We start from the raw sequence: 21,549 nt of genomic DNA on the forward strand, positions 1-21,549 counted from the left end.
GAATTCAACATGATCTTAGTCAACGCCATTTTTGATGTGAAAGAAACAGAATTCGAAAGCTTTCTAGCCGATATTAACAAACTCATCGACTCGTCGAAACAAGAAGCAGGCTGCTTGAGCTATGAGCTCTATCAGTCGACGACGTCAGAGAACCGGTTCGTCATGATCGAGAACTGGGCCGACCAAGCGGCAATCGAAAAACACAACCAAAACCCGGACTTGATCGCCTTCGCCCAAAACGTAGCCAACTACGTGACGGCGAAACCGGTGCTCCATGTGACGGAAGTCAACTAATCAGCAGACGGTCGACCTCGTGTCGGCCGTTTTTCTGTACACTCTTTAGCATGATCCCTACCATTGGCAACCCTTATCCAACTAGCAGGCATACAAAAACCGCTTCTACGCATTTGTAGAAGCGGCTGTTTATTATATACCGAGAATGGCGAACGATACACCGACGACACCGATGAGCGCCATCGCGTAAACTGGTACGCGCGGCATCTCGCCGTTGTTGTCGAGTGCTTTCCCGAACATGAAGAACACAATCGGGTGCACGAGGAACGGCATCGAGAAGATGAGCGGGATGAGAAGCGATGCCTCTGTCCCGAACATGCCACCTTGGACCGCTGCGAAGAGGCCAAAGTGTGAGATGGCTGACGATTGCGCCATCGTCGTGTAGTCGAATGCGATCGTGCTGAAGCTGAGGATGACGAGACCGCCGAAGACGGCCATCATCTGCCAACCGAACGAGAACTGCATGAGCGCCTTCACTTCTTTGAAGTCCTCACCGTTCGCACCGCGCAAGTTTTTAAGCGCGAGTGCCGTCAAGACGAGACCGACCAAGACGATGATTGCCGTCGGCCAGATCCAGAGCGCCCCGTTGTCGGCACTGACTGCCAAGATCGAGAACACGAAGATGTGACCGAAGAACGGGATGTTGATCATGATTGGCGCACGTTTTGCCGCCACTTGACCGAAGTCACCGGCCGTACATGCACCTGTGAGACCACTGTGCGACAGCGAACCGGCCATACCTGGTGCGAGGTTACGGATGTGCCCCGTGCGGGCGAACCACATGAGGAGCGCGATCCCACCGAACATCCAGAACAACTGACCGAAGAAACCGTAGACGAGAATCGAGTTCATGCCTTCGATAGCGAAGGCGTCACCGATCCGCGAACCACCGACCATGAAGTTGGCAGCCAATACGACCGGGATCCCGGCGAACAAGAGCGCGCGGACGGTCGGTCCGTACGTCCAGTTTTGGAAGATGGCACCGAGTGCTGATGACAAAAGCATCGCAAAGAAGATTTGCGGCAAGGCGATGACGGGTTGAACGGCCATGGCGATTGCGTACGAGATGAACAAGATGACGAGCAGTAACGCCGTCTCGATCAAGCCCTTCTTCATATAAACGTGCTTGTCGTCGATCTGTGCCTTATGGTCGATCAAGAGGAACGATGCCGCGAGACCGATTAACGCGAGGATCGGATAGTAGAGCGTGATGCCCTCTGCCGCTCCCGGTTGGATCATCATGCGGAAGAACCCTTCAAGTCCGACGAGCAAGAAGAACGAACGAACGATGAAGATGAACTGCGTCCGTCCTGTTCCGAGGAACATCTCTTCTTTAGATGGGACGACGATGTCTTTCATCTCGAGCTCTTGCTTGCTTAAGATCTTACGAAGCTCTTGCCCACCGACGAAGAACGATACGACGAGCGCGATGATCGTCGTCCGCGACAGGAAGTCGACGAGCGGGAACTCAGGAAGACCCGGAGTCGCGATGCCCATCTCGACCATGGCGAAGCCGAGGCCGAGGCCGAAGATGACGATGACGAGGATTGGTGAGAACCGTGAACCGGCCACGACCATCCGTGATAAAATGACCATCGGGATGATGAAGGCCACAAGTAACCAGAATTGGTTGAGTAATTGCATTTGCGATAATTGCTGAACGATTTCCATGAAGTAACCCCTTATACATTTTTTTCACACTGTTTCGAAGTTTACAGGATTGAACATTCTGTGACAAGGGGGTGTGACGTATTGTAAACATTGAAAGCGGAACCAACTGAAATGGTTCCGCTTTCGGTTAGGTATTCGGTTGGCGAAGGCCCCAGATACCTTTATTTCCCGTGGCATAAAACAAGTCATCTTTGCCATTGAAGCTGGCCGAATCGCTCGAATGGGCCCGAATCTGTTTGTTGACGTGAGCCCTCCAATCTTTGTAGCGATCGAGCTCGAGTTGATAATACGACTTTTCGATGTAGTCGTAGATCTCTTTCAATGACGCCGTTCCGCCGTGATGCTGGAGGGCGAATTGGATTTTGCGAAGTAGTGCGCGTTTCAAGTTATCCCTCACCTTTCACTATATACTTCTAAATACTCTTCAAACTTTTGTTCCACTACGTTAATAATTCTATCAAGAGCCGCTTTGCCATCAATACGATATTCTTCCCTCACATAAAACATATTATCAACTAATTCAAAGGGTGGAGAAATATTGCTTATTCTAGTAGAAGTAGTCGATAGATACTTTAATGGGAGTGTTCTTAAATGTCTTTCCACTTTTACTTGTGAAAAAGGAGTTGTAAAGTCCTTACTTATATTCTTGAGAAGATAAGTACTGTGTTGTTTGCTAACCAAATCATAATAAGGTCTTGCGAGTTCAGTTATCGATATTGGAGCATGCCAATCCTCATAACCTCGCTCTAACATTATCTTCAGTACGTTCATTTTGTAAGGTCCCTGCCTCTCGAACTCATCTATGTACTGAATTAATTGCTTAAGTCGATCTTCCATAATCATGCCATCCTCACTCTGAAGCTTTCCGACTGAAGTAGTGATGCAGTCGAACTTCAACGATTTGACTGACCCATTCGTAAACCAGAGGATGAGCATACGCTTCGTTTTGCTCGATATGTAATGCTTCCTCAGACACAAAAAACGGTCCTTTAGCTATTTTATCAAATGGCATCCGTAACAGTAACTTTTCGATTCTTTGCTGATGGAACGGTGATTGGAAGTCTTTTGTCTGCCCATCGATTTGTTGACGGTACGGGATTGCATTGATGAAGTCATAAAACGGCCGAGCTGCCTCGCTTGCTGAAAGTGGTCCGAGCCATCCTTCTAGCCCGCGGTTCAACATGATCGATAGTACAATCATCTTATAACTCTTCGTCATGTCAGTGTATTCAACTTCGACTAACAATGATTTCGCACCTTCAAACAGATGACTTTCTTCCTCTCCCAACTCACTAATTCGATTCAAGAAACCGAAGTAGCCCACGTCTTTCTTCCATTGAGAGCGATAGGCGTCCATCGAGTACTCGCCTCGTTGAATCAACTCCATATAACTCGGTCGTCTTCCAAGCTCTTCTTTCACCATGAAGTAGTTCCGTTCTAACTGCTGCTGGCGGGTTGAAGCTCGAGTCACCATCCGCTTCAACAAATCGATGGCATGTAAATCAAATTCGATGGTACAGCCATCGGGCAAGGTCCCGTTTGTTGGAAGCTCTTTTACAATTGGTTGTCGTTTTGTCGTCAAGAGCGCCAACTTCTTGTCGATGTTCTTGTAGTTCCCGATCAAGTCGATGATGGTGCAATGCGTCTTCCCGCTCAACAAACGGAGTCCTCGACCAATCTGTTGCGTGAAGACCGTCAACGATTCGGTCGGACGGCAGAACAACAACGTATCGATTTCAGGAATGTCTACGCCTTCATTGAACAAGTTGACCGCGAAGATGATATCAAGATGTCCTTGCTTCAATTGTTTGATGACGCCCGCTCGGTCATATTCGGTCTGGCTATGTAAGGCGACGGCTTGAACGCCTTGGAGGCGGAAGTAGTCGGCTAAATATTCGGCTTGAGCGACCGAAGAACAGAATCCGAGCGCACGTGTCTGGTGATGCATCTGCCAGGCTTCGAAGATTTTTTGAGCGACACTTTCCTTTAACTGTTCTGCCAATAGCTCATCCTGATCATAACGGCGGCCGTTAATCAATCGGATTTGCGAATAGTCGATTTCGTCATAAATTCCGACGTAATGAAAAGGAGTCAAGTAAGATTCTTCAATTGCTTCAGTAAAGTGCATTTGATAGGCGACATTGTCATCACAGAGAGCGTAAACGTCTCCCCCATCCAGTCGGTCCGGCGTCGCCGTCAGTCCGAGCAAGAATTTCGGCTCGAAGTAATCGAGGACACGACGATAAGACGGTGCGGCCGAGTGATGGAATTCATCGACGACAATCAAATCGAACTGATCAGGCGCGAACTGTTGCATCCGATGTTTCGAGGCTAACGTTTGAATCGAAGCGAATAACACGTCGGCTGACTGCTCATCTCTCGAGTCACCACCTAGCAATAAGCCCGTTTTCCATTCAGTCGAGACTTTCTTATAAGAAGCCTCAGCTTGAAGCAGAATTTCTTTTTGATGGGCAATGAAGAGTACCCGTTTGAACTGTCGGGCGAAGAAGGCACTTAAATATGTCTTCCCTAAACCGGTAGCGAGCACAAGCATCGCTTTCCTTCTTCCCTCTTCCATCGTTTCACGTAACGCCTTTAAGGCGGCATCTTGGACGGTGTTCGGCGTGATCGTGTCGTCCTCGATGTAGACAGGAGTCATCTCAGCTACTTTGCCCATCTCATTCATCCGCTCTTGTCTCGCTTCGTATTCTTCGCGATAAGGCTGCAGCGAGATTGGATTCATGATTTGAGCATACTCACTATAAAACAGCTCGTGGAATGCATCGACCGATTGTTCGAACACATCCTCTGAGATGCTTGCCGGAATCTCGACGTTCCATTCGACGCCACGGTTCAAGGCGCTATGCGACAAGTTCGACGAGCCGACAAAGAACGTCCCGCTATCTTGAGTACGGAACAAATAGGCTTTCGGATGGAACGATTGACCATTCGAACGATAAAGTCGCAACTCAACCCCATCGATTTCCATGAGCATCTCGAGCGCATCCGGGTTCGTCAAATAGAGGTAATCCCCAATCAAAATCCGGACTTGGGCACCGCGCATGACCGCCTTTTTAAGTGAAGACGCAATCTCTTGAACACCTGATACTTGTGCAAACGCGACGACCATATAAATTTCAGTCGCCGCGTCGATTTGATTCTGTAATGGAATTCGTAAATGACTGGTGTACAGACGTAACTCACTCATGATCAAGGACCTCTTCCAAGAAGAGACCTTTTTCGAAACCGCCCCGCTTCTCGCGCTTCTCTTCACGGATGCGATTTAATTCTTCAATACTCGCGCCGTGCATCTTCCCGAGTGTATAGACGAGTTCTAAAATGTCGGCAAGTTCTTCCAGTGATTCTTCGTCGATGTTCGTTTCTTCATACTCTTTGATTTCTTCATGAAGTTTATGAGCTGCGAATTTCATATGTTCAGCATTAGATAGTTTTTTATGTATTGCTATTTTCCCAGACTGCTCAATGATTGTAGGAATTTCATCCCTTACCAACTTGTTATAGATCATGCAATCTCCCCTTTTCAAATCCTCATCCTTTATTTTACATAAATAAAGGATATAAATCATCCTACGTTTCGCCCTATATAAATTATTTAACAAGGTTACAAAGGAATCACTCAGAATCGATGATTATGATTCTATATTTTGTTACAATGTTTGTAAAATATCATTTTTATACAGGAAAGGGATTAACAATGAACACCCAAAAAATCTGGTCTTTTTTAGTTACGAACCTAGTTCCTGAGGAAGATACAAAGTTTACTTATGAGGAATTCAACAAGTGGATGATTGATTCACCTACAGAGGCTATGGTTTACTTAGACGGCATTTTCCAATCTTTAACTTTAAAACGTATGTATATGCTTGCAAAGAACACTAAGCGCCCAGCTCTATCTGAACGATACTTTGATCGTCACGTCATCAAGTTTGGTTGGCAAAAACTAAAGGTCGAACTAAACGCATCGATGAAAGAGTTAAAATGGGCTCACCGTTACATAGAGTTAAGTGACTTATATACAAAGCGTAACCTTTTAAAAATTGAGACTCTAGAAGCTTTTGAAAAATTGATCTCTTTAGGCGAAGTATATCTCAACGAGACGGAGAATTCATCCGGACTTTATGACAGCGATGTCTTCACAAAAGAAGAAATACTGGATGACTCTGAAGAGCATAGAGTAAAGCCCATTACATTCTCAGAACCACCTACTCAAGAAATCAAAGAAACAATCCCTGAAGACACAACTGTAGAGGATAACGTGAACGATTCATTCACTACCGAAAATCTCCTGGCCCAAAAAGATACAGTCACCGAGGATATTGTTAGTTCTATAGATATTAATGGAGACGCTACAACTAGCAAATTGCTAGATAAACTTCGTATGCTGCAATCTTCTTCGAAAGAATCGGTCGTCAATGCAGATAGCTTTGGGGAGTTTCGGGAGTATATGCATATCGATCGCCCGATTCAATACTCTCTCATTGAAACATTAGAGGCGATTGACAATGAATCCACACCACAACTAATTTTGCTAAGTGGTAGTGTTGGAGATGGGAAGAGTCACTTACTGGCTTACATCAAAGAAAAACATTCTCATTTGGTCAAAGATTTCAGGATTCATAACGATTCGACCGAGTCATTTGATCCATCAAAAAACTCAATCGAAACATTAGATAGTGTACTATCTTCTTTTTATAAACAGGATTCTGAAACTAAACATTTGCTGATTGCTATCAACCTAGGAGTTCTTCATAACTTCTATAACTTTGCAGCGTCTGAAAACCGATACGAATCACTCAGAAACTTCATTGATGACTCGGACATTTTCGGAAACGGAGAACACATTGTCTATTCAAATAAGTCACTCCACTTATTAAATATAGCCGGCTTCCAAACTTATAGCTTAGGAACAAACGGTGCCGAGTCTTTGTTCTTCTCGAAGATTTTAGAAAAAGTGGTCTTAACGTCGAACGACAATCCGTTCTATGATGCTTACTGTGAAGACGTCAATAATGGCATCCAATCTATTATTCATGACAATTACGATTTTCTATCGAATTTGGCTGTCAGAGAATCGGTTGAAAATGTCGTCATCCAAACAATGGTGAAAGAAAAGTTAATTATCTCAACGCGAGCATTCTATAATTTCATTTTTGATATTCTTGCACCATCAAACTTAAGCCTTGAACCAGATAAACCGAACGCAGCTCTCCCAAACCTTATTTTTGGTCACCCGGATCGTTCAATCATATTGAATGCTTTACATCGAATTGATCCAGTTTCGTTCCGCACCGACTTTTTCGATCAATTGATTACAAAATATGTATTGGCACAGCAGCCTCAAGATATTGCTAAAAATGCTTTAGGTGACATGGCAGAAATCTATCGATTCATTCATCATGCACCGGAGAATACAGATACTATGAATGCACTCGGGTCGTTCCTCATTCGAAGTTATTCACTATTGAACCCACAAGAAACCGATCGCACTTATCTAGATTTCTTGAAATATTTAAAGGCGTACTATCTCGGTGACGGAGAGAGTATCGAATCATTATTTGAATTGATTCGAGAAGTCATTTACTTATGGCGCGGGTCTCCACGAGAAAATTATTTATATATCGACGGTGCGAATAATGATTATAGAGTCGCCTACCCGTTTCAGGCTGAGGAGATTGTAGACGAACGTCTATTCGCAAGTGCAGAAAACAAAGACTCAGATTTTTATCGTTTTAGCCCATTTATTCGAATCGGTTTTGAAGTAGGCGGAAAAGAAATTTTATTCGATCTCGACTATAAACTCTATAGTCTGTTAGTAAAAATACAAGACGGATATCGTCCAAACCGAAATGATTTGCGCGACGCGGTTCAATTTATCGATTTTTATGATGAACTCATTCGATATACTGATAAATCAAAATCGATTCTATTGGTATCGACACATGATGGATCGATGGTTGAACTGACTAAGCCGAAATTTAGCAAATCTAAGTTTGAAGTAAGGAAGGTGAAACAGTAATATGACTAACGTTCAACATTTAAATGACTATTCACTAGACTGGTCACGACTTGAATCATTCTTAGTTCAGAATAAAGGTTATCGATATGCTCGACGTAAAGATACGTATGTTTTACCTTTACCTACTCGTGAACCTGAGCGCTCAAAGTTTGAAAACGGGTTTTGGCCAATAACCGGAGGACTTGCAAGACTACTCTCCAATGAGCCTATTATTCCTGAAGAAAACAGCACGGACATGAATCAGATTATGTCTATCGGCAAGTTCGACTCACCTGAAACAAATGAATGGTTCAAACATTTTTTACAGAGTCAGCAACGCAAAGTTGAGGAAACAGATGTTTCAAGGCTTTCACAATTACCACTTTTGACGTTAAGTGAGAAAAAAGAAAGAAACGGACAGATTGATTTTATTAACTACGTATATGGGACCCTCATTGAAGGAAACGAAGATGAACTTTCACCACTCTTCTCTGATGACGACAACAATGATTTATTGACTCAAATTTTCCGTAGTACCCAGTTTTCAAAGGAAAGTTCGTTCACAAGTCCATACTCTTGTCTGTTTCCGAATATACAGGAACAGTTCAAACAAGATTTGATTCACCTATCTAAAAATCCAAAATTCTTTTTAGATAACTTAAATCACTTGTTAGTACACTATACATTTATCATGATTTCTCAAACAGTTCTTCAAACGAATCGCTTCACTAAATTTGATCATGAACAAATGATACCGCTCTTCTTTTTGATGGAGTGGGAAAAAGGGGCACGTTGGAGAACCAGTTACACGAATGGGTACAAATTGTTAAAAGAACAGGCAAAAGACTTTTATAAACATGAACATGCATTAAATATCGTTTGTCAGACACCTGCTTTTCAAACGAAAAAAAATCTATATTATCATCACCTCAATGAAATATTGGTGTCAAACGGCGAGGAAGCTTTAAATACTTATGTTCAATCACTTTATGATTGGATGAACAATTTTTATACGAAATACAAGGCAATCGAAACACCAAAATACACTTCCGCAAAAACGTTGGACGAGGCATTCAGAGACTTGGCTGAATCCGTCTCGGTTGGATTGAATAAAGAGCTAAAATCTCGATATCCGGCAGCTCTTGAGGCCTTTGTTTTGAAGTTTTATAAGAAGCATGGCGGATCATTAGGTTCATTACTCGCCATCAATCAGGAACAACTTTTGGCATTAGTAGCTTGCTCAATCAAACAAGAAAAGATTGAATTGAACAAACTTTGGCACGAACTTGAAGCAAGAGGATTATTCTTCGATCACCATTCAAAAGAAGAAATTGTCGGGTTACTGGACAAATTGAATTACCTTGAAAAGAAAAGCGATAGTGGGGATGCACAGTATGTCAAATCAATTTTATAAGTTCATCACGCAACAATTGCTCAATTTCTTCGATAACGAAATTAAGCAAAAAAGAACGGATCGTTACTACGTCTATCTTCCGTCGAAACAAGATGTCAAAGAGATGTATGACGCGTTATCAGCATTAAACGTCGCAAACATATTTACGTACAAACACCCATTCGGGAACGAGGACTACGTCACGACTTCGTTAAACTTCTCATCTGGAAAATTAGTCGTGGCAAGCTCTTTCGATACAGATATTGATTTCCTTGTCACGTTAAGAAATGAGATGAGTGAACAGATTGGTCAATGGGCGAATACTTCTCTCTTAGTCTTGACTGATAATTTAAATGACTCCATTCGTGGAGGTAGTATCGACTTAACTTCTGAAGGACGTCCATTGCATATCAGTAAAATCATTCAACATTTAGATAACCAATTGGCCAGCAGTCAATTATCAAAACCTGAACAGATGATTGTTTCAGACTATTTAAAGCGTCACAATCATCAAAAACAAATTACGAATGGCTCATTCTTAGATTTCATTGATATTTTAGGCCTTCTTCATAAAGACGCTTTAGCGATGGAAGATTATACATCGTTACAATATTTTCAAGATGGAGAGCTATCTTCACTCATCCGAGAACGAGATGAACAAAAATACGGTTCTTCTACTTGGAAAAAAGTTAATAAACAAATCGAAAATCGTTTATCAGAGAACCATGAACTGTTCGAAGATGTCGAGCGATATTTCACATTAGGTAACTCGCGCGAAAAATTAGAAGAACGATTTGATAATGGGGCCTCTAAATTAAAAGAAGATACGTGGCAACAAACGGATTATGATGTCTTGAAAAAGTGGGAGGAAAAAGCAAAATCGAATCGAGACATTCAATTTGTTTCGGAAAAAATGACAGCTAAAGTGAGCGGCTCATTAGTTTCAGGGCATTATTTTTGGAGACGGCCGCAATCTGAAACAAAATCCGGTCAGCGTACTTGGCATATTATCCTCTTTGCTCCAGAACATGCTAATGATATTCAGATTCATCTCCCATTTGACCGCTATACATCAAAACAATTTTTAGACAACAAGAGTGCGAAGAATACGACAAGTTCAGGTTATTCACTCATCACTTCAGTGGAAGTCGATTCAAATCAAGTCACTTTTTCAAAAGTCCGGTATAAACATGAAGGTCAGTCATCTACCACGTATTTATTCAATATCGCTGTAGTACCATTGACACCTGAATTTTTAACACCGTATCAAACAAGATACTTGGTTGATACAACATCTAAAAGTCAGCAAGCTATCCGCTTGATTCTAGATGGTCACAATGTGATAGAACTTGGCGATGGTACGGGGGATAGCCTTGAAGTCACCATTGACTCCCCTGAGGCGTTAGAGGTTGATCAACATGATGTAATCAATCTCCCGCTTAATGTTTTAGACGAAGGAGAGTCACGCATTCGATTCTCGATCATGTTAAATGACGTCGAAATTCCTCTTTCTATTAAAGATGATATGTTAAAAACCACGCCCTTAGACGGACTTAGCATTTGGACGAGAAAACGAAAAGACGAAACATCATTTTTGATTGATTCAGACTTTAAAACAATCCATAACGGTCAACGTACCTATTCAACGCGTTCCGTTGACAGAAACTATTTCAAAATGGAGCAGGAGTGGTTGGATAATCACGTACGGTATGGAAAACAATTATCTGATGATTCTTTTGAAAACATCCATCTAGATATTCCTACTTCTGTTGAGCAAAGTTATAACGGATTTTTAAATACGGTCAAAAACAAAGGCACAATTCCTTCATTGTTGTACTATGATGCCGAGGTACAAGCTGCGGCTTATACATTTGTGAACGAGTATTTGACTGAAATTGAGAACATCCCTTCTCAGGCACTGATGACCATTCAACAACGAAACTTATATCGTTTAGGACAAATCGAGACAATCGACGGCTTGTTATTGACGCCATTTTCTCCTCTGAACATCGCATACCAATGGCAAGTGAACGAAGCTTTAGGGTCTGAAGACATTGATTCGAACATCTTAAAGAAATTGAAAGCAAGCTACACCGTGCCATATGCATTTAATATGCATGAAATGCTTCTTAAACCGACAGATCAATCTCCTTTGCCAGAGTGGCATGAATACACATTGCGAGAACGTGTAAGTGTAGGTGAAACCAATTCTTATTTAGCAAAAGTGGTCGAAGATAAAATGAATCACTTCACTGAACATTATGATTATTTATTCTCGATTCAGAACTCCGCTCCACTCTGTGTGAATGTCATCAACGTAACAAACGACGACGAAATTTTAAAAGGAATTATTTCATGGTTCAAACAACAAATTTCTTCTAAAGGGACCCTGGATGCGGTCAAGTCATTAGAAGTATCATTGTACATTCCAGACGCTTCTGGTTTGAGTGCGTTTGATAAATTGAACGATATCGAAACGGGCGAACAATTCAAAGACGAATTCGGGATTGATTTGTCTATTCATGAATTTGAGCCAGACGAAGTATTGCATCTACTCCAGCAGTCTATCCTGTATCGCAAGTTAAATTTTGATGCCCCTGTACATTATGCCCATATCTCATTCTATAAGATGGGGAACGAATCTCGGGTCGTTAGTCAACCAATGAGTGAGTTGGCCAGCAGCATGAATTTAGACGGGCTGTTTACTACCGTTTCTTCAGTCCAAAGCAATGAAACCGGGTACCGTGTTGGCTTTGGTACTGCAGGAGCTGACGTTACTCGAAGTCTCATGACACGATTCGGCTATCATTACAATGAACTGACAGCAAACATGAAAGATGGCGGACATAGTTCATACATGAAAAATGTTTCGTTGACGATGCATATTGATGTAGCTGATAAAGGTGCGCTTGAAAAAATCTACGGTTCTTCTCATTGGGTAACCTTCATCGATCCGCCGGTCGGGCTTGATTTCTTCAAGTCGTCTTCCGACAATTTGATTATCATTCATTATAGTGATCAGTACTCGTCTACGAACGGATATGACGCAATCACTGTTACTGACAAATCGGATCAATATTTCAATGTCATCCAAGAATTCATCAGTTCTCAAGGCGTCACCTCTACTCAAAATCAAATCGAGGAAACAATTCGAGCCTTCAATACGTTTAATGGTGAATGGTTACTTCGTGCTGTTCAAGGGAGAGGGTACGACAAGCGCGAGAAGATGAGCATTGTTTCAGCGATTAAAGAAACGCTGTTACTGTTCAATGAAGACAATACAATCTGGGTGCCAATCTCTATGGAAGAAGTTGTTCGAGTAACCGGTAATGTGAAATTGAGTAAGCGAGCTGGATTATTTTCAGGTAAGACTATCGGACGGAGAGGCAACTGTAGCGATGATTTATTGATGATTGGTCTTGAAATCAATCAATCAGGTTTGAAAGTGCACTTCTTCCCGGTCGAAGTTAAAATCGGATTGAACGATAACTCGGTCATCACAAAAGGTATCTCACAAATCTCAGAGCTGAAGGCTCGCTTAAACGATCATTTGCTCGACTTAATGACGTTTGATGCGAAATTCCTACGCAACTATTTTGCGAGACTCTTTATCAACAACGCACAAAAAATGCAGGAAAATGATATCTGGCCAAGCAAAGACTATCGGTTAGATGCTTCATTGATTGACCGATTGATGAACGATGATTTTGAAATTGTCGACGAGAAACGTGCGAAATTCGGAAATGGCGTTCTCGTTTCATTCAAGAAGTCTTCGGACTCTGTTCGCCATTCGAGAAACCAAGGGGTCGTTATTCTCGAATTACCTGAACAATATGGATATGAAGTGTTAACAGAATCATTAGACTCGCTTAATGCAAAACAAAAAGAAAAAGGCAGTACGTCTACTATCAAAAATGAAGCGACCTCTTCTCATACGCCTAGACTTCGAATCGCGAAAGAAGTTAGTGACGAAACAGATAGAGCAAAAGTCGCTGTGAAAGTTTCAACAGATAACGGCAAAAAAACAACAGAACCTCAACCAGTGATTCCATCAATCAATCCTGTCACACCTACAGGAAATAGTTTTAATGCTATCAGATTGTTATTAGGTAGCGAGTTTAATAAAAACTACTATTGGGAGTATGGACATTCGCGCTTGTCAAACAGACATCTGTTGATTGGTGGTCGATCCGGTCAAGGAAAAACGTACTTCGTCCAGTCCCTACTCTTGCAATTGGTTGAACAGAATCAATCCGCTTTGGTCATCGACTACTCAAACAGTTATACTTTAGGGCAACTCGATGAAACATTTATAAATCGTATGGGGTCAAAACTGACGGAACGCATCGTATACCACGAGTCATTCCCATTGAACCCATTCAAGAGACGGGAAAAAGAAATTAGCGGACGGAAAGAACCTGAAAAGATTACTTCCGTCGCCACAAGAGTGGCAGCCGTATTCGCATCCGTCTACAGAGGTTTAGGAGATCAACAAAAAAACGCCATTTATATGGCGACGAAAAACGGGATTGAGAAGTATGGGGAAGAAATGCGAATGGAATTGCTCATCGAAGAGTTAGAAAGTCTCGAGACTTCCTCAAAATCTACAGTCCAATCTGTAATCAGCCGCCTCACCCAAATGGTCGATATGGATCCATTTGATTATGAATCGGACAACGATTGGAGTAAGATTTTTGACAACAACAACGGAGTGACGGTCATCCAACTTGAGGGATATGACCAAGATGAAATCAAAAAGTTACTAGCAGAGTTTATTCTTTGGGATTTATGGTATTATTCTTTATCTGGTTCAGAAAGCCGACCGATGCCGGTCATCTTGGATGAAGCGCAGAACCTATCTTTCCGTAAAGGTTCTCCTTCTGAGAAAATCTTAAGAGAAGGTCGGAAGTTCGGTTGGTCGGCTTGGTTCGCCACACAATCGTTCAGCAACTTCGATAAAGAAGAACTTGCGATTTTGGATAATGCCGCTACAAAGATTTACTTTGCACCAGCTGACAGCGAATTAAAAGTGATTGCTAATCGTATTGGCGCAGTCTCACTTGAAGACCTAAGAGGCCTAAAGAAAGCACATTGCTTGGCGGTAGGACAATATAAAATAAATGCCGAGGAATTAAGCAACCAAGAGCATCATCATCTTAAAGTCCCGCCAATGAATTAAAAAATCACGCATCCTTTTTCGGATGCGTGATTTTTTGTCACTCCAGAACTTCCTCCAAATATAACCCCTTCTCAAATCCACCCTTCCGCTCCCGCTTCTCTGCACGAATCGCATTCATCTCTTCAAACGAAGCCCCATGCATTTTACCGAGCTCATAAGCGAGCTCAAGAATATCCGCTAGCTCTTCAAGACATTCCTCATCGATATTCGTCTCTTCATACTCTTTCAGTTCTTCATATAGCTTCAGGCGTGCCTGTTCAAAGTGTTCGGCTTGATTCAACTGTTTGACGATGACTCGTTTTCCGTCCGCACGGATCAGTTCAGGTACTCGGTCTCGGACCAACTTATTATGTTTCACCATAGCTGCCTCCTACTCCACAATCTCAAACGCCTTCACATACACGACATGATCAAGGAAAATGATCCATTCATCCTCGAACTGGACGAAGCCGTCCGAAGCATGCCGGAACGACTGATAGATGGCTTCAAGTGCCGCATAGCGACTCTCTGCCTCGACCGTATACGTCAAAATCTCCTCGTTGATTAAATGAAACTCGATCTCGAACTGTTTCATCATCTCCACTCCTTTCTCACTCGTTTCCGTACTTTCTTTTAACCCTTTTCCCCATTCTGCTCGATTCTCCTTCACTACGTCCAATAATACTCTGTCTTGTAAGAGATGGATTCTTTACGAGTTTATTCTTACAGGTATCTTTATACAGAGTCTTTATGGAACGGAATCTCTTCACTTCGGCTCATACCGGAAATCGGAGACTTTTGCGCTTGCTCTCGAGTAAAGAGTTTCCATCGAGAAGCGACTTGGACTGTTCGTGCCTCCACCGTATAACTCCTCGATAGTTTGATTGATATACGTGTTTTCCGCTTCTAAATATTCAACAACGATGTCTTTGAACTCATCGGCCGAGGGGTCTTCATGCTGTAGTCTTTCAAGTTCGGCCAAATACTTGTCAGTGTCTGCTTTCATCCCCTGCAATTCTTTAACCGCTCCGGATATTGCGACGATATCTGTTGGCATACTCGATAACATGAGCATCTTGGTTTGATGGTCGCGTGCTGACGAAATGATTGAAGAGGCATCGAAATGAATGACGGGTCTGTCGTCAATCGTTTCAACCGTGCCCATTCCTCCGCAACCGGTTAAAGCCATCGTTGCTCCTGCAAACAGAGAGACGGATAAAAGTAACTTTTTCATCATCGATTCTCCTTCGCATCTATTTAGATTTTCTTAGGAAATTTCATCTATGGTTTCCACCACAACCCCCTGTATTCCCGACTTTCCCCAAGTCGCGGACGATCGGATCGTCGTATGCCAAGACGTGAAACTCTTGTTCAAACGTATTAAAATTCGGTCACGCCCCTCGCACCACGTCAACAGCATCGTCGCATCATTTCGACTGGTAACTATGCTGTTCGTCCCCTACACTCAGACACTCTCCCTTAACATTTCAAAATCCCCATCCATAATATCCGGATTTTCTTGTTTCATCTCTTTGAAACTGGCTACAAGTTCCTCATCAGAGAGATCGATACTTTCTTCAAGTGCAGTGAACAGTCTGTTCCCCATCTGCCGCATCGATGAATACGTGATCCAACCCGAAAGCACACCTCCTGCGATCGGAATCACTTTAGACACACTTTGAGCAAACGATCTTCTCGTCATCTTCACCCCGATGTAACTTCCCATTTTCTTAAGAATCGGATAATAAATCGTCCGCATCATGGCTCGATTCGGAATTTTCTTCAATGCTTGATTCGAGAATTGCGAAGACAGTACTTTAATGGTGGCCGTCGCTCCCCCGACACCGAACATCACACCGAGAAACAAAATCAATTCTCCGTTCACCCGATCAACATCCAACCGGTTCTCATCCCAAAAATCTTCATACCCGTATAAATAACCGATTTCTTGAGCCAATCGGAGTGCCACCCCAAAAAATTGGGCGGTATCAGCCGGAATAGTGGCCGCCATCGCGACGCCACCTGGTAATCCTGCGGCAAACGACGCTGATGTACTTTTCATCGTCCGATTCCGAACGGTCTTCTTCGCGATTCGTCTGATCAATTTTTTAGGGATGTTCGCTTGAACAGGCCCTTTCTCAAGAAGGGCTGCTAATTGATTCGGGGTCACATGCTTGCTAAAACTTGTGGCTAAAAACTCCGTTCGGTCTACTTTCACACCTGGTAATTTAACTCCATTCACCACTAACAGTTCGAAAAATTTTGCACCATTGTCCATTTATCCACACCTCTTCGCCTTCGATATATGCTTTGCCTTAAGCTCTCGCTCCTATACTCTTTCCTGCAAGTCCGTTTGGGGAAACATTTATCACCAGCTCCATGCTGCTGACACAAATAAAAAAGGAACGCCTCGGGAGCGTCCCAGTTTTATGTTCAATAAAAGACAAACCATAACACCGCTGCCACTAAAAATAGCCCGGCTCCGATAAACAGAATTTTTGCTAGTCTCTCATATACCATGTCTTCACCTCACCAACGCCGCGCCGACGACGAGCGAGACCCCGATCGAGAGCATGAACGCGAGCAAGCCGACCGCGATGTTGCCTTTCCCGATCTCCTCGTTCACTTTGAGCGACGGCGTCAAAAATTCAAACAACCAATACGTGACGAGCAGTAAGAAGAAGCCAAAGCTCCCTCCGACCAACACGTCGACCATCCGCTCGTGATGGCTCTCGACGACACGGAAGATGTTGGCCAGGCCGACGACCTTGCCCCCGGTCGCGAGCGCGACGGCGATATTCCCTTTTTGAACCTCGCGCCAGTTACTGTACGGCGTCGTCATCTCGAAGATGGCGAGCCCGACGACGATCATCAGACCGGCAATCGAGTACAATCCGAGCGACTCGAGCATCACGCCAAACGTTACGTTCCCCATCATCATGCGTCCCTCACTTCAATTCGACGACCGTGACCCCGAGTCCACCTTCACCCATACCACCCGGGCGCTGACTCTTCACGTGACGATGTCCTTTCAAATACTCTTGCGTCGCTTGTCGCATCGCGCCCGTACCGAGCCCGTGGATGATGCGGACGTTGTCGTATCCGGACACGAGCGCCTCGTCGATATATTTGTCTAGGCGCGAGAGTCCTTCTTCGACCCGGACGCCGCGAAGATCGAGCTCCGACTTCGTCGAGCTCTGGCGCTTCAGCGAGCTGCCTTTCGACTGGAGCGCTTGTTCTTTCGAGGGTCCGACTTTTTGAAGGTCGTCCGCTTTGACGTTCACTTTCATGATCCCGACTTGGACGTTGTACTCGTTGTCGTTGATCTGGTTCACGATATACCCTTTTTGGTTGAACGTCGTCACTTTCACTTCTTCGCCTTTACTGAACGTACGTTTTTGTTGCGCTTTTTGTTTCACTTTTTGGATCTTTTTATCTTGGAGCGTCGGTTTCGCCGATTCGAGCTGTTTCTTCGCGGCGATGATCTCGTGCTCTTTGACGATGCCTTGCTCACGCAGCTTCTTCAACCGGTCGATGACTTCGTTCGCTTCCCGCTTCGCCTTCTCGACGGCCTTCTCGGCACGAGCCTCGGCCTCGCCGTACATCGTGTCGCGTTCGGTCTCGAATTCACTCATCTTCGCCTCGAACGCCGCTTGCTCTTGTTCGAAGTCGTGACGTTTCACGATCAGTTCTTGCTCGAGCTGCTCGGCGCGTTGTTTCGCCGACTCGAGCTCGTTGATCATCGATTCGACCGACTCGGCGTCGGTGCCGACGTGGCTCCGTGCCTTATCGATCACTTGTTCGGACAGACCGAGGCGTCGGCTGATCTCGAACGCGTTCGAGCGTCCCGGCACACCGATCAACAAACGATACGTCGGGCTGAGCGACTCGATATCGAACTCCATCGAGGCGTTGACGACACCTTCTCGGTTATAGGCATACGCCTTCAACTCGGAATAGTGGGTCGTCGCCGCGACGCGGGCCCCGCGCCGCTTCACTTCATCAAGAATCGCGATGGCGAGCGCGGCCCCTTCTTGCGGGTCGGTCCCGGCACCGAGCTCATCGAATAGGACGAGCGACATGAAGTCGACTTTGTCGAGCATGCTGACGATGTTCGTCATGTGCGAGCTGAACGTCGACAAGCTCTGCTCGATCGACTGCTCGTCACCGATGTCGGCGTAGACGGCGTCGAACACCGAGAGCTCTGTACCGAACTCGGCCGGGACATAGAGCCCTGACTGGACCATCAGTTGCAGTAACCCGATCGTCTTGAGCGTGACCGTCTTACCACCCGTGTTAGGTCCGGTGATGACGAGCGACGTGAAGTCTTCCCCGAGCTCGACCGTGATCGGGACGACCTCGTCTTGCGGGATGAACGGATGACGCGCCTGCTTCAGTTTGATCTCGCGGGCGTCGTTCAACTTCGGTTCCGTCGCTTTCAGTTGATGACCGTACGCGACTTTCGCGAACACGAAGTCGAGTTCGGCCAAGACGTCGAGGTTTGTCACGACGGAATCGGCTACGCCGCCGACGAGATTTGACAGTTCGGTCAAGATGCGGTCGATCTCCGAGCGTTCTTTCAAGCGGACTTCTTGGATCTCGTTGTTGATCGAGACGATCGCTTGCGGCTCGATGAAGAGCGTCTGCCCTGACGCCGACTGGTCGTGGACGATCCCGCCGAACGCTTGGCGATACTCTTGCTTGACCGGGACGACGAAGCGGTCGTTCCGGATCGTGACGATCGCGTCTGAGAGCATCTTGGCGTTGTTGCGGAGGATGTTGTCGATCCGCGAGCGGACACTGCCTTCGTAACTGCGGAGTTGCGTCCGCAGACCGCGCAGTTGCGAGCTCGCCGAATCTTGGACCGTACCTTGGTCGTCGATGGCGTGACGGATCGATTGCTCGACCTCGATCAGCTTCGTCAAGCGCTCGGCATATTCGTCGAGGCGCGGGATTTGGATGTCTTCGTTGTCCTCGTGCAACTTCTCAAAGAAGTTTTTCACTTGGCGGCCGCTGTACATGACGGCGGCGACGGCGAGCAGTTCGCTCGTCGAGAGCACCGAGCCGATGGCGGCCCGTTTCACTTCGGCGCGGACGTCTGAGAGACCGCCGAGCGGCAAACGGTCCCGGAGCCGGACGACCTCGGTCGCCTCGCGCGTGACGTTCAAGTTGGCGAGTACCCGGTCGTACGAGTAGTCAGGCTGCATGTTGAGCGCCCGGTTTTTCCCGAGCGAGCTGGCCGCATGCACGGCGAGCTGTTGACGTAACTTTTCATATTCTAATACGCGTAACGCGTGATCCATCTAGCATGTTCCTTTCTGTCGCTTCGCGTCGAAGAACGCTGTCGCTTCTTCGAACGTGAGGCAGTTAATAATGTCTGACGGTTCGAGATAGGCTTTTCTTGCGTGCAAGACGCCGAGTGCCATATCTTCCATCATATCAGGGTGGTGGGTGTCGGTGTTTACCATCAGTTTGACACCGGCCGCCTTCGCTTTCTTCAGCGTCGAGGCGGTCAAATCGAGACGGTTCGGGTTGGCGTTCAGTTCGAGCGCTGTCCCTGTCTCTTTCGCGAGGGCGATCAAGCGCTCCTCGTCGATCGGGTAGCCGTCACGACGTCCGATCAAGCGTCCGGTCGGATGGGCGATGACGTTGACGTAAGGCGAACGGCAGGCGTTCTCGAGCCGCGCCATGATCTCGTCGACACCTTGGTCCATCTTTGAATGGATCGAGGCGACGACGTAGTCGAGCGTCGCTAAAAACTCAGGCTCGTAGTCGAGCGTCCCGTCTGGGCGGATGTCCATCTCGACACCGCGCAAGACGTGCATATCGTGTTTTTTCGCCGCGGCAAGGATCTCTTCCCCTTGCGCTTCTAATCGTTCCTCGGTCAACCCATTGACGAACGACATATACTTGCCGTGGTCGGTGATGGCGATCCACTCGTAACCTCGCGCTTTCATCGCGGCGACGAGCTCATCGACCGTCAACTTCCCGTCCGACCAGACCGTGTGCATATGCGCGTCGGCCTTGATATCGTCGAGCGTGACGAGCTTCGAGATGTCGTGCTCGAACTCAAGATTCCCTGCCCGTAGCTCCGGCGGGATGAACGGGAGGCCGTAGCGTTCGAACAGCTCCGCTTCCGTCTCCGGCTGCCATAGGCCGTCCGCGGTCTCGACCCCGTACTCGGAGATCGACTCACCCTTAGCTTTCGCGAGTTGGCGCATGCGGACGTTATGGTCTTTTGAGCCGGTGAAGTGGTGGAGCGTCGCCGCGAAAGCACCGGGATCGACCATCCGGAAGTCGACCGACACCATCTCCTCGCGCTCTAAGACGAGCGACACTTTCGTCTCACCGGCTGCGATGACTTCATTGACGAACGGGAGCGCGAGCAGTTTGTCGCGCAAAGCGACAGGCTCCTCGGTCGCGATGATGAAGTCCAAGTCTTTGCACGTCTCCTCGGCCCGGCGGAAACTGCCCCCTACCGAATGCCGGAGGACGAGCGACTCGCCTTCTAACACCGTATTGATCTCTTCTACGACCGGGCGCATCATCGCGTACGACAGGCGTTCCGGACGGGATTCCAAGTTCCGTGCTGCTGCGAGCAACTTCTCGACGCTCTTCGTGCCGAAACGCGGCAATTCTGACGCCGTGCCGTCTTCCAATACACGGATGAGCGACTCGAGGTCGACGACGCCGACCTCTCTTAGCTGAGCCAGTTTCTTGCCGCCGAGCCCTTGAATTTTGAGCAGCTTCATCAAGCCGTACGGAATCTCTTCTTGGAGCGACTCGAGCACCTCGCTCCGTCCCGTCTGGCGCCATTCCTCGAGTACAGCTGCCGTTCCTTTACCGATACCTGAGATCGTCGTCAAATCATCAATGTCGTCGAGTTCGAGCTCGGTGTTCTCGAGCGCCGTCGCCGCTTTACGAAACGCGTTGATTTTGAACGGGTTCTCACCCTTGATTTCCATATATTGCGCGATTTTCTCTAAAAGCATCATCGCCTCAACTTTATTCATCGTA

16 protein-coding genes are annotated in these 21,549 nt (G+C 45.9%); 4 read left to right on the forward strand and 12 right to left on the reverse strand.

Going from position 1 to position 21,549, the window contains the following annotated elements; all coding sequences use genetic code 11:
• Positions 1 to 9: 9 nt before the first annotated feature.
• A complete protein-coding gene (locus EVJ21_RS03940) occupies positions 10 to 294 on the forward strand; it encodes a putative quinol monooxygenase (protein WP_131465525.1) in 285 nt (94 codons plus the stop codon).
• Between the two features lie 132 nt (positions 295 to 426).
• Here the strand turns inward: EVJ21_RS03940 and EVJ21_RS03945 are convergent, their stop codons facing one another.
• The 5 genes from EVJ21_RS03945 to EVJ21_RS03965 form a co-directional block, all read right to left on the reverse strand.
• The gene (locus EVJ21_RS03945; RefSeq protein ID WP_131489916.1) at positions 427 to 1,965 is read right to left on the reverse strand and encodes a hypothetical protein; all 1,539 of its coding nucleotides are present in this window, start codon (positions 1,963 to 1,965) and stop codon (positions 427 to 429) included.
• 127 nt (positions 1,966 to 2,092) lie between these two features.
• The gene (locus EVJ21_RS03950) at positions 2,093 to 2,350 is read right to left on the reverse strand and encodes a hypothetical protein (RefSeq protein ID WP_131489917.1); all 258 of its coding nucleotides are present in this window, start codon (positions 2,348 to 2,350) and stop codon (positions 2,093 to 2,095) included.
• 8 nt (positions 2,351 to 2,358) lie between these two features.
• The gene (locus EVJ21_RS03955) at positions 2,359 to 2,802 is read right to left on the reverse strand and encodes a hypothetical protein (protein WP_131489918.1); all 444 of its coding nucleotides are present in this window, start codon (positions 2,800 to 2,802) and stop codon (positions 2,359 to 2,361) included.
• Between the two features lie 13 nt (positions 2,803 to 2,815).
• The gene (locus EVJ21_RS03960) at positions 2,816 to 5,173 is read right to left on the reverse strand and encodes a DEAD/DEAH box helicase family protein (RefSeq protein ID WP_131489919.1); all 2,358 of its coding nucleotides are present in this window, start codon (positions 5,171 to 5,173) and stop codon (positions 2,816 to 2,818) included.
• Positions 5,166 to 5,492 (reverse strand): nucleoside triphosphate pyrophosphohydrolase, encoded by a 327-nt coding sequence (locus EVJ21_RS03965; protein WP_131489920.1) that lies wholly within the window; start codon positions 5,490 to 5,492, stop codon positions 5,166 to 5,168. Before EVJ21_RS03965 ends, EVJ21_RS03960 begins: the two co-directional genes overlap by 8 nt.
• Positions 5,493 to 5,680: 188 nt before the next feature.
• Here EVJ21_RS03965 and dptF point away from each other — a divergent pair, with 188 nt between their 5' ends.
• Genes dptF through dptH form a run of 3 tightly spaced genes read left to right on the forward strand, consistent with a single transcriptional unit; the run spans position 5,681 to position 14,553 of the window.
• On the forward strand, positions 5,681 to 8,002 hold the full coding sequence (dptF, locus tag EVJ21_RS03970) for a DNA phosphorothioation-dependent restriction protein DptF (RefSeq protein ID WP_161568080.1): 2,322 nt from the start codon (positions 5,681 to 5,683) through the stop codon (positions 8,000 to 8,002).
• A gap of 1 nt (position 8,003) precedes the next feature.
• Positions 8,004 to 9,395 carry a DNA phosphorothioation-dependent restriction protein DptG gene (gene dptG, locus EVJ21_RS03975; RefSeq protein ID WP_070327758.1) on the forward strand — a complete coding sequence of 464 codons (1,392 nt, stop codon included), beginning with the start codon at positions 8,004 to 8,006 and terminating at the stop codon, positions 9,393 to 9,395.
• A complete protein-coding gene (gene dptH / locus EVJ21_RS03980) occupies positions 9,376 to 14,553 on the forward strand; it encodes a DNA phosphorothioation-dependent restriction protein DptH (RefSeq protein ID WP_161568079.1) in 5,178 nt (1,725 codons plus the stop codon). Before dptG ends, dptH begins: the two co-directional genes overlap by 20 nt.
• Before the next feature lie 37 nt (positions 14,554 to 14,590).
• Here dptH and EVJ21_RS03985 read toward each other — a convergent pair whose 3' ends face one another.
• The 7 genes from EVJ21_RS03985 to polX form a co-directional block, all read right to left on the reverse strand.
• Complete coding sequence (locus tag EVJ21_RS03985) at positions 14,591 to 14,914, reverse strand: nucleoside triphosphate pyrophosphohydrolase (protein WP_070327760.1); 324 nt, start codon at positions 14,912 to 14,914, stop codon at positions 14,591 to 14,593.
• 9 nt (positions 14,915 to 14,923) lie between these two features.
• Positions 14,924 to 15,127 (reverse strand): hypothetical protein, encoded by a 204-nt coding sequence (locus EVJ21_RS03990; protein WP_131489922.1) that lies wholly within the window; start codon positions 15,125 to 15,127, stop codon positions 14,924 to 14,926.
• A gap of 171 nt (positions 15,128 to 15,298) precedes the next feature.
• Positions 15,299 to 15,766: a hypothetical protein gene (locus EVJ21_RS03995; protein ID WP_131489923.1), complete on the reverse strand. Its 468-nt coding sequence runs from the start codon at positions 15,764 to 15,766 to the stop codon at positions 15,299 to 15,301.
• Between the two features lie 231 nt (positions 15,767 to 15,997).
• The gene (locus EVJ21_RS04000; RefSeq protein WP_131489924.1) at positions 15,998 to 16,810 is read right to left on the reverse strand and encodes a bacteriochlorophyll 4-vinyl reductase; all 813 of its coding nucleotides are present in this window, start codon (positions 16,808 to 16,810) and stop codon (positions 15,998 to 16,000) included.
• A 246-nt stretch (positions 16,811 to 17,056) separates the two neighbouring features.
• The gene (locus EVJ21_RS04005) at positions 17,057 to 17,473 is read right to left on the reverse strand and encodes a DUF350 domain-containing protein (protein ID WP_083273989.1); all 417 of its coding nucleotides are present in this window, start codon (positions 17,471 to 17,473) and stop codon (positions 17,057 to 17,059) included.
• A 7-nt stretch (positions 17,474 to 17,480) separates the two neighbouring features.
• Complete coding sequence (locus tag EVJ21_RS04010; protein WP_070327764.1) at positions 17,481 to 19,835, reverse strand: endonuclease MutS2; 2,355 nt, start codon at positions 19,833 to 19,835, stop codon at positions 17,481 to 17,483.
• A complete protein-coding gene (gene polX / locus EVJ21_RS04015) occupies positions 19,836 to 21,545 on the reverse strand; it encodes a DNA polymerase/3'-5' exonuclease PolX (RefSeq protein ID WP_131489925.1) in 1,710 nt (569 codons plus the stop codon).
• Between the last annotated feature and the right edge of the window lie 4 nt (positions 21,546 to 21,549).

Origin of the sequence: Exiguobacterium sp. SH0S2, assembly GCF_004337185.1 — a bacterium.
In the GTDB taxonomy this organism is placed as follows: Bacteria; Bacillota; Bacilli; order Exiguobacteriales; family Exiguobacteriaceae; genus Exiguobacterium; species Exiguobacterium aurantiacum_A.